11 protein-coding genes are annotated in these 13,472 nt (G+C 69.4%); 7 read left to right on the top strand and 4 right to left on the bottom strand.

The window, feature by feature from the left end:
• Positions 1-20 precede the first annotated feature (20 nt).
• Both ACYSUO_RS09225 and ACYSUO_RS09220 read right to left on the bottom strand, forming a co-directional pair.
• Positions 21-3,689 (bottom strand): bifunctional glycosyltransferase/CDP-glycerol:glycerophosphate glycerophosphotransferase, encoded by a 3,669-nt coding sequence (locus ACYSUO_RS09225; RefSeq protein WP_461775563.1) that lies wholly within the window; start codon positions 3,687-3,689, stop codon positions 21-23.
• 171 nt (positions 3,690-3,860) lie between these two features.
• Positions 3,861-4,598 carry a response regulator transcription factor gene (locus ACYSUO_RS09220; protein ID WP_461775562.1) on the bottom strand — a complete coding sequence of 246 codons (738 nt, stop codon included), beginning with the start codon at positions 4,596-4,598 and terminating at the stop codon, positions 3,861-3,863.
• A 188-nt stretch (positions 4,599-4,786) separates the two neighbouring features.
• On the opposite strand from ACYSUO_RS09220, the gene ACYSUO_RS09215 reads away from it, so the two are divergent.
• Both ACYSUO_RS09215 and ACYSUO_RS09210 read left to right on the top strand, forming a co-directional pair.
• Positions 4,787-5,044 (top strand): hypothetical protein, encoded by a 258-nt coding sequence (locus tag ACYSUO_RS09215; protein ID WP_461775561.1) that lies wholly within the window; start codon positions 4,787-4,789, stop codon positions 5,042-5,044.
• Positions 5,031-6,257, top strand: a complete 1,227-nt coding sequence (locus ACYSUO_RS09210; RefSeq protein WP_461775560.1) for a glycosyltransferase family 2 protein — start codon at positions 5,031-5,033, stop codon at positions 6,255-6,257. Before ACYSUO_RS09215 ends, ACYSUO_RS09210 begins: the two co-directional genes overlap by 14 nt.
• 33 nt (positions 6,258-6,290) lie before the next feature.
• On the opposite strand, the gene ACYSUO_RS09205 is transcribed toward ACYSUO_RS09210, so the two are convergent.
• Complete coding sequence (locus ACYSUO_RS09205; RefSeq protein ID WP_461775559.1) at positions 6,291-8,600, bottom strand: penicillin acylase family protein; 2,310 nt, start codon at positions 8,598-8,600, stop codon at positions 6,291-6,293.
• A 239-nt stretch (positions 8,601-8,839) separates the two neighbouring features.
• On the opposite strand from ACYSUO_RS09205, the gene ACYSUO_RS09200 reads away from it, so the two are divergent.
• The 3 genes from ACYSUO_RS09200 (at position 8,840) to ACYSUO_RS09190 (ending at position 10,390) form a co-directional block, all read left to right on the top strand.
• The gene (locus ACYSUO_RS09200) at positions 8,840-9,154 is read left to right on the top strand and encodes an STAS domain-containing protein (RefSeq protein WP_461775558.1); all 315 of its coding nucleotides are present in this window, start codon (positions 8,840-8,842) and stop codon (positions 9,152-9,154) included.
• 100 nt (positions 9,155-9,254) lie between these two features.
• Positions 9,255-9,938: a hypothetical protein gene (locus ACYSUO_RS09195; RefSeq protein ID WP_461775557.1), complete on the top strand. Its 684-nt coding sequence runs from the start codon at positions 9,255-9,257 to the stop codon at positions 9,936-9,938.
• Entirely contained in the window at positions 9,935-10,390 is a 456-nt protein-coding gene (locus ACYSUO_RS09190; RefSeq protein WP_461775556.1) for an RDD family protein, read from the top strand. The genes ACYSUO_RS09195 and ACYSUO_RS09190 overlap by 4 nt, the downstream gene beginning before the upstream one ends.
• On the opposite strand, the gene ACYSUO_RS09185 is transcribed toward ACYSUO_RS09190, so the two are convergent.
• The gene (locus ACYSUO_RS09185; protein ID WP_461775792.1) at positions 10,381-11,751 is read right to left on the bottom strand and encodes an MFS transporter; all 1,371 of its coding nucleotides are present in this window, start codon (positions 11,749-11,751) and stop codon (positions 10,381-10,383) included. The two genes, ACYSUO_RS09190 and ACYSUO_RS09185, sit on opposite strands and share 10 nt — an antisense overlap.
• A 250-nt stretch (positions 11,752-12,001) precedes the next feature.
• Here ACYSUO_RS09185 and ACYSUO_RS09180 point away from each other — a divergent pair, with 250 nt between their 5' ends.
• Positions 12,002-12,421, top strand: coding sequence for a DUF7144 family membrane protein (locus ACYSUO_RS09180; protein ID WP_327654669.1), 420 nt, complete (start codon positions 12,002-12,004; stop codon positions 12,419-12,421).
• A gap of 46 nt (positions 12,422-12,467) precedes the next feature.
• Positions 12,468-13,439 carry a polyphosphate kinase 2 family protein gene (locus ACYSUO_RS09175; RefSeq protein ID WP_461775555.1) on the top strand — a complete coding sequence of 324 codons (972 nt, stop codon included), beginning with the start codon at positions 12,468-12,470 and terminating at the stop codon, positions 13,437-13,439.
• Positions 13,440-13,472: the final 33 nt, after the last annotated feature.

Raw genomic sequence — 13,472 nt, 5'->3', positions numbered from 1 at the left:
GGCCTTTCTTGCGGGGCGGCTCAGGCCGCGAGTGAGCGGTCGGTGGCCTGCGGTGCGATGTGGTGCCGTCGGGCCGGCTCCTGGTGGTCCGGCGCGGCCTCTCCGAGCAGGTGATCGACCACTCGGCGTGCCGCGTGACCGTCTTCCAGGTCGCAGAACTGCTGCTGGAACCGGCGGTATTGGAAGGTGTGCCGACGGTGCAGCCGGTCGACGTCGCGGATGGACTCGATCAGTTCCTGCGAGGTGGAGAGCAGCGGACCCGGAGCGTTTTCCTCGAAGTCGAAGTAGAACCCGCGCAGGGTGTCGCGGTAGTGGTCGAGGTCGTAGGTGAAGAACAGCATCGGGCGGCCGGTGTTCGCGAAGTCGAACATCAGCGAGGAGTAGTCCGTGACCATCACATCGGTGATGAGCATGAGGTCGGCCATGTCGGAGTAGGCGGTCACGTCCCAGACGAAGCCGTCGCCGGCGCCGGGCACCGGGTCGACCACGTTGGGATGCCTGCGGACCAACAGGACGTGATCGTCGCCGAGTTGGCGTCGTGCCTCGTCGGGGTCGATGCGGTAGTCGAACTTGTACTTTCCGGGAGCGTAGTAGAGATGGTCGCGCCAGGTCGGGGCGTAGAGCACGACGCGCTTGCCTTCCGGCAGGCCGAGGCGGCGCCGCACCTCGGCGGCCCGCTCGGCCCGGTCGGGACCGTGGTGGACGTCGTTGCGGGGGTAGCCGGTCTCCAGCATCTCGCCCTCGAACCCGAAGGCGCGGCGCAGGATCGGAGTGGAGAACCTGTTCGGTGAGATCAGCATCGACCACTGTCCGGCCTCGGTCGGCAGGCGTTCGAGGTAGTCGTGGTCGGCGAAGTGCAGCGAGTCGATGTCGTGCCCGATCTTCTTCAGCGGGGTGCCGTGCCATGTCTGCACGACGACCTGGTCGTCGCGACGGCGGAACCATCGGGGGAAGTGGTTGTTGAAGACGAGGTAACGGCTGCGAGCCAGAGCCTCGTACCACTCCGGGGACCACATGAGCACGGCCCGGGCGTTCGGCGGGGCCTGGACCTGGTCGTCGCGCACGACCCAGAGCAGTTCCAGATCGGTGCCGCGGCGGGTGAGTTCGTCGAAGATGGCCCGCGGGCTGTCGGAGATCTGGGTGCCACGGAAACTGTCGAACAACACCGCTTCACGCAGGGGGAGTCGGCGACTTTCGGGGTAGTGCCGGGTGCGGAGCAGCTTCTGGCGATAAGGGCCACGGCCCTCCACGGGCATCGTGGAGTGCGCCATCAAGGTGAACCGGTCGTGCCACTGCGTCTGGACCGAGTAATCGCGGCCACGCGATGTGCCCTTCACGGGCATTGCGTCGATCAGGTCGCGGTGAACCTTCATCGCGACGTCGTGCGGGGGTGCGTCGGCGGGCTGCACAAGCCGGAAGTCGAAGTCCCAACGGCCGGAGGCGAGGGGTGCCGCACCATTGAGGGTCTCGACATGCGCCGGGTCGAGCGCAACTCGAAAACGTCCGCCGGAGCAGCGGACGTGGAAGCGCTGCTCCTCGCGCTTGGCCCGCGAACGGACCACGAGACACAGGTGCTCACGCTGCTGCTCGGTCAGGTTCTCGTAGCCGGGGAAGTCGCCCTCGACGGTGAGGTTCCCGGCCTCGTCCCAGAAACATGTGTCGGCGACGGGGGCGGCGGTGCGCTCGAAGAATACGAGGAATCCCTGGGCGTTGCTGTGCACCACCACTTCACGGCCGGCGGCGATCCCGCCGGGCAGGTCCGGAGCGGGGTACACACCCGTGGGGGTGTCGCGCGCCACGACGGGATACAGCGGACGCTTGCGGCCCGGTATGTGCAAGGTGCTCTTCCAGCCATTGGCTCCCGTGCCCCACGACTTGGGAACATTGTCCGCGGTGCCGCGGCGGGACTGCGGGACGAGCTCGGCCAGTGGGACACGGGTGCGGAACGTGCTCCAGCCCCGGCCGCCCGGAGTGAAGGAGACCTCGGCGTCGCACTGGGCCGCGCCGGTGAGGGCACGCAGACGCAGCGTCCCCGTTGCCGGGGTGTCGTCGGCGAGCAGCACGCCGCGTAGTTCCAGGTGCTCGCCGCGCAAGGTGTGAGCGGTGATGCGGCAACGGACGCGCTCGACCCGGATCTTGAGCGAGCCGTCGACGAACAGCGGCACCACGCGGGTGTTCTTCTCCACGTAGAACGGTGCCGGGTGCGAGGCCGTGTTCGAGTCACCGGCAATGACACTCTTGTACCGGAACAGGCCGCGGCTGAGTGCGCCCACAGCCACGTCCCACGTGCCCTCGACCCACTTGCCCTTGCGCTTGAGGCGCTCCGGGTCGATGGTCGTCTCGAACCCCGACCAGTCGTAGCTGTAGCGGTTCTGGCCCGAGTACTCGGTTGCCTCCGGGGTGTATGTCGTCCTGGCCCGCAGCACCGTGGGGCGCCGGGACAGCTTGGTGTTCCGCAGCGCGAGCGCCTTGATGGTGTGGTGGCGCTTGTGGATGTTGAGGTTGCGGATGTACGCGCGTCCGGTGAGTTTCAGTTTGCCGTCCTCCCACTGGGCGGAGGCGAGAGAACCTCGCATCGTGAACTCGGACCCCAGGCGGTAGGCGCGCTTGGGGACCCCCACCGAACGGTCCCCGAGATACGGGTAGTCGAGGTGTCGGCGCAGGCGGCGGCGCACCGGGATCGGGCCGCCGCGTCGCTCGAAGGCCAGCACCTCGAGCAGCTCGTCCAACTTGTGCGCTCGGACCAGGTGCCACTTGACCCGGTCGGCCGCGGGGAGGCTGTCGATGATGTCGGGAGCGGCGGCGTCCAGGAAGGCGCCCGCATGCTCCAGGAAGTAGGCGCGGCAGGCTTCATCGGCGTCAGGCAGCGCGTTCAGGTGGATCATCAGGTCGGACTTCAGCACCGCCTCGTCGTATCGCCGTTTGTGCGCGGCGAACCCGGCATCCGGGCGTTCCCCGAGGTACCGGCTGACGCTTCCCACTGCCGCGATGCGGTCGCGTACGTTGTCGAGCTCGTGGTTGCGTTGGGTGATGGAGGGCGCGGCGCCTCCGTCGCGTCGGCGCCAGAAGTAGACGGGGGTGCTGACCACGTCGACGGACTTGGCGCTGTAGTGCGCGTAGAGGTTGACCCAGACGTCCTCGTAGAGGACACCTTCGGGGTACGAGATCCGGGCCCCGTCCCAGAACGAGCGGCGGAAGACCTTGTTCCACACGGTCCGGTCGTAGATGAGGTCGTGTCGGCGCGTGATGTGCGTACGTCGCCGGTCACGGCGCAGCAATGCGTGGTGGAGGCTCGAGGGCCACGAAGTCCGTGAGTTCATCATGCGGACGTTGCCGGAGACGAAGTCGGAGCCGCTCTCTTCAAGGGTGCCGATCAGCAGCTCGTGCGCGTAGTCCGGTATGACGTCGTCACCGTCGACGAAGGCGAGGAACTCGGCGTCAGGGTCGATCGCTCGGATCGCCGTGTTTCGGGCGTGCCCCGGCCCGTGGGCTTCCTGTTGGATGAGCCGGAAGCGGGGGTCCTTGCGGCAGTATTCGGAGGCCAGGGCCGTCGAGCCGTCGGTGGAGCCGTCGTCGACGAGGATCGCCTCGAAGTCCTCGAAAGTCTGCAGCGCGATGGACTGCAGGCACTCCTCCAGATACTGCTCGACGTTCTGGAACGGTACGACGATGCTGAGCCGCGGCGACATGGAAGGGGCCTCCCTCGGGGCTTCTGCGAAAGCGCATACGGCGAGCCCAGTTTTCGGCGACCCGCGATGTCCTCGACTCTGGGCGCGCCGGGGAGCAGCGAGGTCGTAGGAAGGTTGCGCGACGGTTGCAGCGGCTCCGGGGGGAGCAGGAAGGGACTTTCGGCCCGGGGCCTACGCCGGGTGCGAGCCGGGCAGAACGTACCGGTAGCCGACTCCGCGCACGGTTTCGATGGGCGCCTCGTCCCCGGTGGCGCGCTCGATGCCGCGCCGCAGGCGCAGGACGGCGTACTTGACCTTGTGGGCGTCGCCCCCGGGGCGGCCGCGCCAGGCGAGGCGCAGCAGCTGCTCCGGGGAGAGGACCTGTCCGGGGTTGCCGGCGAAGACGTGCAGCAGGTCGAATTCCAGCGGGGTCAGTGGCACGTAGTGGCCCCTCATGGTGACCTCGCGGGCGGCGAGGTCGAGCCGGAGGCAGCCGTCCTCCAGGAGCTGCTCGGGCGGCGACTCGGGTGTCGCACGGCGCAGCCGGGCCATGACCAGGGCCTTGGCGAGGCCCTCGGGCATGTCGCGCCAGAGCACGTCGTCGGCCCCGGCCTCGAGGGCACGCAGGGCGTCCGCCCGGTCGAAGCGCCGGGCGGTCACCATGACGCGGAGATCCTCGGTCATGTCCCGGACCCGCTGGAGCACCTCCCAGGGCCCCGGATCCCGCACATGAAGCCCGATGAGGAGCAGGTCGGGCTGGTAGCGGTACAGGTCACGCAGGGCGTCGTGGCCGGTGCGCGCGAGGTGGTAGGAGAAGCGGGGGTCGTCCAGCTCGTCCAGCCACTCCAGGGGCGCGTCGGGCGCCGCCGCCACCAGGAGCAGCGGGAGCGCCCGTCCGCGCGTGCCGCGCCGGGGTGCGGATGCCTGCATAACCCACATGGTCGGGCTGCGGGAAGCGTGTGTCGAACGGACCGGTCCGGAGGGCGGTGGGCCATGGAGGTGGCCGGCGCAGGCGTGACGGTGAACGAGGGGGAGTCCGCGCGTGTCACGCCCGCCCGGCATCGCGTGAGCTGTTGTCATCCGCGGAGACTTGTTTGTGAGTGGGAAGCGGGTGTGGCATGGAGGCGCGCAGGGCCAGGTCAGGAGTGCGGTTCCAGCCGAACAGGCCCGCCTCTCGTGGGCGCCGGGCCTTCGCCTTCCTGCTCGGTGCGGTGGTGTGGATCGCTGCGGCATGGATCGGCCTGGCGCTCCTGGGACACACCTACATCCTGTGGCACCTCGCTCTCGTGACCGCGGTGTCCTGCGTGGTGTTCGCGCTCGCACTGGCCTGGGCCATCGCCGTCCGACGACGGGAGGAACGCCGTGTCCCCGATTGACCTGCTCCTGACCTTCCTCGCCTTCTATCCGGTGGTCACCGGAGCCGCATGGATGGTCGGTGGAGTGATCTTCCGGCTCGGGCAGGAGAAGCCGTCCCTGGTCACTCCGACCGGAGGCTGGCCGGGTGTGACGGTCCTCGTACCGGCGTACAACGAGGAGAAGGTCATCGGCGGCTGCGTCGCGGCCCTGCGCGACGTGGACTACCCCGACCTCGAGATCCTGATTCTCAACGACGGCTCCAAGGATGCGACGGTCGCCGCCGCCCGCGCGGCCGCCGCCGGCGACGCCCGGATCACCGTGCATGACGACGGCACCAACCTCGGCAAGGCGGACCGTCTCAACGACGGCTTCCGTATGGCCGGCAACGAGCTGGTCCTGGTCACCGACGCCGACACCCATCTGCACCCGGACGCCGTCCGCCATCTCGTCGCCCGGATGCAGCGCTCCCCGCGCTATGCGGCCATCGCGGGCAGTCCGCGCGTCACCAACCGGCGCGGGGTGATCACGGTCATGCAGATGCTGGAGACGGCGTCGCTGATCGGTCTGATGCGCCGCACCCATGCCCTGGCCGGGCGGGTCGGGACGGTGGCCGGCGTTCTGGGCCTGTTCCGCCGCGACGTCGTCCTGGCGGCGGGCGGCTACGACCCCAAGATGGCCACCGAGGACATCGAGCTCACCTGGCGGCTGCTGAAGGCCGGACATCTGACAGGGTTCGAGCCGAACGCCCTGGTGGGCATGGAGGTGCCCCAGTCGGTGCGCTCCATCTGGGCCCAGCGCACCCGCTGGTCCCGGGGCCAGGGCGAGGTGCTCCGCACCCACCTGCGATGGGTGTGGCGGCCGGGCCACTGGCCGCTGTGGCCCATCGCCGCCGAGGCCCTCCTGTCGTACGTGTGGGTGGTGATGCTGCTCATCGCCACGGTGTACGGCCTGGTCCACGTGATCCTGCACCCGGACGACGCCGCCGGGTTCCGGTGGATGCTCGCCTGGGGAGTGGGCATCGCCGTCATCGCCATGGTTCAGATCATCGTGGCCACCGTGATCGATCTGCGTCTCGACCCGAAGCTCCCCTACGCCTGCCTGCTGCTGCCGATCTATCCCCTGGCGTACTGGACGATCAATGCGCTGGCCGCGATCGTCGCCCAGACCCAGGGGCTGGTCCGCGGCCCCCGCAAGAAGCGCGTCGTCTGGGATCTGGAACGCAGCGACGGCTGATGGCGGGGGCGGTGCCGTAGTGGGCGGGGCCCGTCACATCCCCGGCCGGTACCTCCGCTCCACATGCCCCTCCAGCTCCTCCGGGTAGAAGTACACCGGCCGCAGGTCCCCGCTCGCGTAGCGTTTGACCTGGTCGCCGAAGTGCGGGGAGTCCGGGTGGCCGCTGGCGCCGCCGGCCGTGACCGCCCACGCGCGGACCTTCGGGCCGAATTCGACGACCGCCACGAAGCTGTTGCCGCTCGTGCCGTAGTAGCGCTTGGTGCCGGGGTAGCGCTTCGCGCCGAAGGAGGCGAGGGAGCCCCATTGGGCGGAGGTGAAGGGGACCGGGTAGCTCGGCTTGGTGTCGTCGAAGGTCTGGGTGATCGCGCCGTCGTTGCGCTGGTAGCGGTTGATCTCGGACCACGGGACCTGCCAGCTGCCGAAGTCCTGCGTCAGGCGGTCGACCGCCGATTCGAGGGCCGTGAGGCGTTGGGTGTCCGTGGCGCGGTCCGCCATGTAGTCCCAGACGGAGAGGCCCGCGTCCGCTGCCGCCTTGGAGACCAGGGCCCAGAGCGCCTCGCCCCAGAAGACGGCCAGCGAGGTGGCCGTGGACTTTCCGGACCATTGGTGGTCCCAGGTGCGGAGCAGGTCCGTCGGGGCGTCGAGTTTCTTCTTCTGGGCGTTGCCGGCGGGAAGTTGGTCCCAGGCCTTGATCAGGCCCGGCAGGAGGCGGGCGAATGCTGTCAGGTAGGGGTCGAAGGCGCCCTCGATGAGGGATTGGGGTGTGAAGTTCCGGCTGGATGTGAGGACGCGGGTCGCGTGCGGGCCGCGGGGGTTCTCGCCCGCCTTGTCGAAGTAACGGGGGTAGTCCGACGCGTGCGGGCTGTCCGCGCCGGCCGCCGTCCAGGGCCAGTTGTTGCTGTTGAACGCCCAGCCGCTCTTCGGGTTCACCGCCTGCGGCATGCTGTCGAGGGTGTGCAGGCCGTGCCAGTCGGTGGCCGGGTCGCTGCCGTCGACCGGCTTCATGTAGTCGAAGCGGTCGTCGCGGACCGGCATGAACTGCGGCATCAGGAAGGCGATGTCACCCTTCGAGTCCGCGAAGAGGGTGTTGTTGGAGCTGTTGGCCTTGAGCTCCGCCACCTTCATGTACTCGGTGTAGTCGCGGGTCGTCGTGCGCAAGTAGCTCTGTTTCAGGGCTTCCAGGGGCTTGTTCATGAGGGCGCATGCGATCCACTTGCCGTCCGCCTCGCGGACGATCGGGCCGTGGTGGGTCGCGTACGTCGTGAAGGTGTGCCGCTCCGTGTCGCCGTTCTCCGTGCGGGAGGTGAGGGTGATGTCCTTTGTCGTTACGGGGCGGTGGTCCTTGTCGTAGCGGTAGGTGTACGTGCCGTCCGACGCGCGGTCGACCGTCTCCGCGAACTCGTCGATGTTGTCGACGCCGCTCGACGTGTGCATCCAGCCGGTGTTCTCGTTGAAGCCCTGGTAGATGAAGAACTGGCCCCACGTCGCGGCGCCGTAGACGTCGAGGCCCTCCTCGCTCGTCACGTGCTGTTCCGCGCGGAAGAAGAAGCTGGTGTGGGGGTTGATCAGGAGGAGGGCGTTGCCGTCGCGGGTGTTGCCCGGGGCGATCGACATGCCGTTGGAGCCGGACGGTTCGCGGAACTTCAGGCCGCGTTCCTCGTCCGTCAGGGGCACTTCGCGTTGTGCGTAGAACGCCTCCAGTTGGCTGAGCGCCACCGATTCGATGTCGCCTCCGATGCTGCCCTCGGAGAAGCTCAGCGGCATCCACGGCTCGAAGCGGGTGAGTACCCGGGGGTGTACGTCGGGGTGGGTCGCCAAGTAGTAGTTCAGACCGTCGGCCCAGGCGCGCATCAGGGCGCGAAGCCACGACGGGCACTTCGCGTACTCCTTCTTCAGCGCCTCCGGGTCGATGAACAGGCGTTGGCGCAGGTCCTGCCAGAGCGCGCTCTCGCCCTCGGACTCGGCGAGGCGGCCGAGGCTGACGAGGTAGTTGCGCTCGATGCGGTTGAAGTCGTCCTCGGCCTGCGTGTACATCATCCCGAACACCGCGTCGGCGTCCGTCCTGCCCACCACGTGCGGGATGCCCCAGTCGTCGCGGGTGATCGTCACCCGGGCCGCTTGTCTTTTCCAGCGGGCGAGGTCGGAGGGGGAGGACCGGTCCGCGGCGGCGGACGCGATGCCGGTGGGCAACGTTGTCGCGGCGACGGCCAGCGTGGCCGCGCCGCCGATCACTCGGCGGCGGCTCGGTCCGGTGTGCTGTGCCTGCTGGGAGTGCTGTATCTGCTGAGGCTGCTGTGCCTGCTGGGGCTGCAGTGTCTGCCGTGCCTGATCTGCGTGGCTCATGCGGTGTTCCACCTTCGTCAGGGGCGTGCGGGGCGTGGGAACGTATCCACGTGCGACGGGGTCGAGACTAAGAACCTCCCGGGCGATGATCAACAGTGCGGACGGGACCCGTCCTTGCCGATCCCGTCGAACCCGCTCACCCTCGCGGAGCGATGCCGCCGCCGTCCGGCGTGACGATGCTGTTCTCCCAAGTCCGGCGCACTCGGGGGGACTTATTCATGGCATGGAACGTTCCGCTCGTGGCTCGCAAACCGAAGCTCGTGGCACCACGTTCCGACGTCTCGCCCGTTGTGCTGCGGCGCGTCGCGAACTGTGTGGTGATCGAGGTGCACGAGGCGATAGGGCCCGCCGCCGAGGCCCGTATCGGGCAGCTGTTGCACGCGGCCATCCGGTCGGGTGGCGCGGGCGTCGTGGTCGACCTGCGGCACGCGCGCGACCTGGGCGTCAGCGGGCTCAGTGTGTTGCGGCTCGCCCGGCTGCTGGCCGCGCAGCGCGGCGTGGCGTTCGGCTTCGCGGGGGACCTCCGTCCGGTGCCCGAACTGCCGCCGGGATGACTGCTGTTGGCCTACGTCCACGGGGTGCGGGTCCGCGGGTCCGTGTCACTCACCCGTCGCGGAGGATGCCGGGTGCGCGGCCAACTGCTTCGGTCGCGGCATGGTCGAGGTGAGTGCGGACGGCGCGGTGGCGGTGGCGGGTCGGATGGCGCGGGGGGTGTTCGGTGTGCTCGGTGTGCTGGGGAAGGTGCCGCGGGTCGTGGTCCGGCGGTCGGTCGGGGTGGTGCTCGACTGCCTCGACCTGGACGAGCTGGTCGACCGCGTGGACGTGAACCGGATCGCCGAACGGCTCGACCTGGCGGCGGTCGTCGGCCGGGTGGACGTCAATGCGGTCGCCGCCCGGGTGGACGTGGCGGCGGTCGCCGCGCGCGTCGACGTCAACGCCATCGCGGACCGCGTCGATGTGGAGCGGGTTGCCCGCCGCGTCGACGTGGACGGGGTGGCCGACCGCGTCGATGTGGACCGCGTCGCCGGGCGCGTGGACGTGGACCGGATCGCGGCGCGCGTCGACGTCGACCGCATCGTCGCCCGCGTGGACGTCGACCACATCGCCGCCAGACTCGACGTCGACGCCGTGCTCGCCCGGTTCGACCTGGTGGGGATCACCCGTGGGGTGCTGCGGGAGATCGATCTCGGGCGGATCGTGCGGGACACCGGGGGCGGGCTCACCGTCGAGGCGGCCGAGGCGGTGCGGCTGCTCGGGCAGCGCGGGGACCGGAGCGTCAACCGGTTCGCCGACCGGATGCTGCGGCGTGCCGCGCCGTCGGATGAGCGCTCCCCGTGACCGCGGCCGACAGCAGACCCGCTCTCCGCTCCCGACCCGCCGGAATCGTCTCGCGTGGCCTCGCCGCCGTGGTCGACGCGCTCGTGCTCGCCCTCATCGGTCTGACCGTCCAACTCGGCGCCGGCTGTGCGCGGTTGATGGTCGTCGGGCCGCCGTTCCAGGTGCCGGACGTGCCCAACTGGGTGTCCGGGCCGATCGGTTGGGCCCTGGCCGTCTGCTATCTCGGCGGCTCGTGGGCGGTGGTCGGGGCCACGCCCGGGGACCGGCTGCTGGGCGTGTGCGTGACGGACCGGGCGGGGCGGCGGCTGCGGACGGTGCGGGCCCTCGTACGGGCCGCGGTGTCGGTGACCTTTCCCCTGGGGCTGCTCTGGATACCGTTCAGCAAGCACCGTGCGGCGCTGCAGGACCTCGTGGTGCGCAGCGCCGTGTCGTACGACCGCGACTACGGGTGAGGGGCCGGTGCCGGCGGCGCCGCCGCCGGCACCGGCGGTGTCCGTGGCAGCCGTGCCGCCGCGCCGAGACCGGCGAGACCGATCACCGCGAGCACCATCAGCGAGACGGCGTACGGGCCCGCGGACGGGTCGGCGACGAGGATCGTGCCGGCGAGCGCCGTGCCCACGGAGGAGCCGAGGTTGGACACGCTGCGGGACAGCCCCGAGATCTCACCCTGCATGTCCTCGGAGAAGCTGGACTGCACCACGTTGACCGACGGCGTGAGCATGAGGCCGACGCCCAGGCCGATCAGGAGCAGCCCCGGCGTGGAGGCCCAGGCCTTCGACGAGACGTCCGCCACGACCAGGAGCACGCCGATGCCGCACACCGTGACGGTGAAACCGGCCATGATGAGGGTGCGTTGTGCGCGGCGCTTGGCGAACCGCCCCGCGCCGAGCGAGCTGATGAGCAGGCCCACGGTCGACGCGGTGAAGATGATGCCGGTGTCGATGGCGTTGTAGCCGCGGACGACCTGGAGGTAGGCGGCGACCACGAACGACACCCCCATGAGCACCAGCCACTGGGTGTGCTGGGTGATCAGACCGAGGTTCGACGTCCGGTTGCGGAACAGCGAGGTGGCGAGGAGGGCTTGGGCGCCGACCCGTTCCCGCCTGCGGATCCAGCGGAAGAAGGCCACCAGGACCAGCGCGCCGGCCAGGAGCAGCCCGCCCATGAGCCAGAGGTTGTCGTCCGCCGCGAGGATTCCGCAGACCAGGAGGACGAGTCCGGTCGCCGACAGGATCGCGCCCACGGTGTCGAAGTCGAGGGAGTGGTCGGCCGGGAGCGGGTCCTCGAGCCCCCGGCTCAGCACGATGATGACCGCCACCACCAGCGCCTGGAACACGAACGCCGCCCGCCAGCTGATCGCCGACGTGATCAGCCCGCCGAGGAGCGGACCCATGGCGGCGCCGATGCCGGCGAAGGCCATGATCGTGCCGAACGCCTTGGCCCGGCCCGCCACGTCGGTGAAGAGGAGGGTGGTGAGGATGTAGACCGGGGGGATCAGCAGGGCGGTGCCGATGCCCTCCAGGATCGAGTTGCCCAGGATCAGCACGCCGAGGCCCGGCGACGCCGCGCTGATCAGCGCCCCGACCCCGTAGATCGAAAGCCCGATGACGAGGCAGCGTTTGCGGCCGTAGCGGTCGGCGAGGATCCCGCCGGGGATCATCAGTGCCGCCATGACCAGCAGAAAGATGGTGATCGCTGTCTGCACGCCCTGCACGGTGGTGTCCAGGTCCTTGCTGATGTCCTTGATCATCACGTTCATGTTCGACCCTGCGAAGCTGCAGATGAACTGGGCCAGTGCGAGCGGCGCGAGAATGCGGCGCTGCCGGCTCCGGTCCGGGCCGGTTTTGGCTTCTGGTACGGGCCCTCGGCCGTCGGCCGCCTCGGGAGTGCTTGCCACGCTCATCGCCTCGCTTCAGCTCGCGGGCCGGATCCCCGACAGCCTCCGCGCGGTGCTCCGCCCGGTCGTCACCCCCGGAGGGTGACGACCGCGGCTCCTCCGGGCCATGACACTCGGCGGCACAGCGGTGCAATCGGCACCCTCCTCAACCCTTGGGGGTCCTGTGATGGCCACCTCGACCACTTCGCAACACGGCATGGGCGGCGCGAGGGAAGCGGCCGCCGGCGGGCTGACCATCTTCGCGGCGGTCATGCTCTTCATCGTTGGGACCATGGGCTTCTTCCGCGGTCTGATGGCGGTTCTGGAGGACAAGGTGTTCCTCAGCACGCCCGAGTACACCTTCCAGTTCGACCTCACGACCTGGGGCTGGATCCATCTGCTCCTCGGCATCGTCGCCGTGGTCGTCAGCTTCGGCCTGTTCGTCGCGATGAAATGGGCCAGGGTGCTCGGCGTGGTCGTCGCCGTCCTGGTCATGATCGGCAACTTCCTCTCCATCCCGTACTACCCGTTCTGGTCCCTGACGCTGATCGCGATGAACGCGCTCGTGATCTGGGGCCTGTGCGTGGTGAAGCGGGACACCCTGTAGTGACGGGACCGGCTCGACCCGCGGCGGACACGGAGCGAGGTGGCTCATGAAGGACGGACGGGCGCGCACGAAAAACAAGCGGGCCGAGCGCATCGCCGAGTTCATCGCACCTCTGCGGGTCGAGCCCGGGTCGAAGGTGCACCTGTCCAAGGACTTCGATCCCGCCCGTACGTCGGGCCTGAAGAACAAGCGGCAGGGCAAGGAGCTGCTGGCAGAGGGCGTCGCCCTGCTCGCCGACCACCAGCGCAGGCTGGCCGCCGAGGGCACGCACGGCGTCCTGCTGTGTCTGCAGGCGATCGACGCCGGCGGCAAGGACGGCACGATCCGGCACGTCATGAGCGGCGTGAACCCGCAGGGCGTACGCGTGGCGGGGTTCAAGGTGCCCTCGCACGACGAGCTGAGCCACGACTATCTCTGGCGCTACTCCCGCGGCCTGCCGCGCCGCGGGGAGATCGGCATCTTCAACCGCTCGCACTACGAGGAGGTCCTCGTGGTGCGGGTGCATCCCGAACTCCTGGACCGTCAGCGGCTACCGGGGCGCAAGCAGAGCCGGAAGGCGCTGTGGCGCAGGCGCTACCGCGAGATCAACCAGTGGGAGCGGTATCTGACGGACAACGGATTCAGGCTCGTCAAGGTGTTCCTGAACCTGTCCAAGGAGGAGCAGCGGGTCCGGTTCCTCAAACGCATCGACGTACCGGAGCGGAACTGGAAGTTCTCGGCGGCGGACGCGCGTGAACGCGCCCGCTGGGACGACTACCAGGAGGCGTTCGAGGACATGCTGTCCGCCACGAGCACACGGTGGGCGCCGTGGTACGTCGTGCCCGCCGACCACAAGTGGTACGCGCGGATCTGCGCGGCGGCCGTACTCGCGGACACTCTGATGGACATCGATCCGCGGTATCCGGTGATCGATGACGCGACCCGTCAGGAACTGGAGCTGGAGAAACGGCAGTTGGAGAAGGAGGCGCCGACCGGAACCGCGGCCGACCCCTACGCGACCAGGAGGCGGGCGCGGTGACCGCGGCGGCGACCGGGCCCGGTGCCCCGCCCG

It is taken from the genome of Streptomyces sp. UC4497, assembly GCF_054871485.1.
This window is presented reverse-complemented; position numbering and strand designations above follow the sequence as displayed.

What these genes read in the sequence shown, in the direction of transcription:
- ACYSUO_RS09225 (WP_461775563.1), bottom strand. Translation starts at nt 3,689, where the DNA reads ATGTCGCCGCGGCTCAGCATCGTCGTACCGTTCCAGAACGTCGAGCAG.
- ACYSUO_RS09220 (WP_461775562.1), bottom strand. Translation starts at nt 4,598, where the DNA reads ATGCAGGCATCCGCACCCCGGCGCGGCACGCGCGGACGGGCGCTCCCG.
- ACYSUO_RS09215 (WP_461775561.1), top strand. Translation starts at nt 4,787, where the DNA reads ATGGAGGCGCGCAGGGCCAGGTCAGGAGTGCGGTTCCAGCCGAACAGG.
- ACYSUO_RS09205 (WP_461775559.1), bottom strand. Translation starts at nt 8,600, where the DNA reads ATGAGCCACGCAGATCAGGCACGGCAGACACTGCAGCCCCAGCAGGCA.
- ACYSUO_RS09195 (WP_461775557.1), top strand. Translation starts at nt 9,255, where the DNA reads ATGGTCGAGGTGAGTGCGGACGGCGCGGTGGCGGTGGCGGGTCGGATG.
- ACYSUO_RS09180 (WP_327654669.1), top strand. Translation starts at nt 12,002, where the DNA reads ATGGCCACCTCGACCACTTCGCAACACGGCATGGGCGGCGCGAGGGAA.
- ACYSUO_RS09175 (WP_461775555.1), top strand. Translation starts at nt 12,468, where the DNA reads ATGAAGGACGGACGGGCGCGCACGAAAAACAAGCGGGCCGAGCGCATC.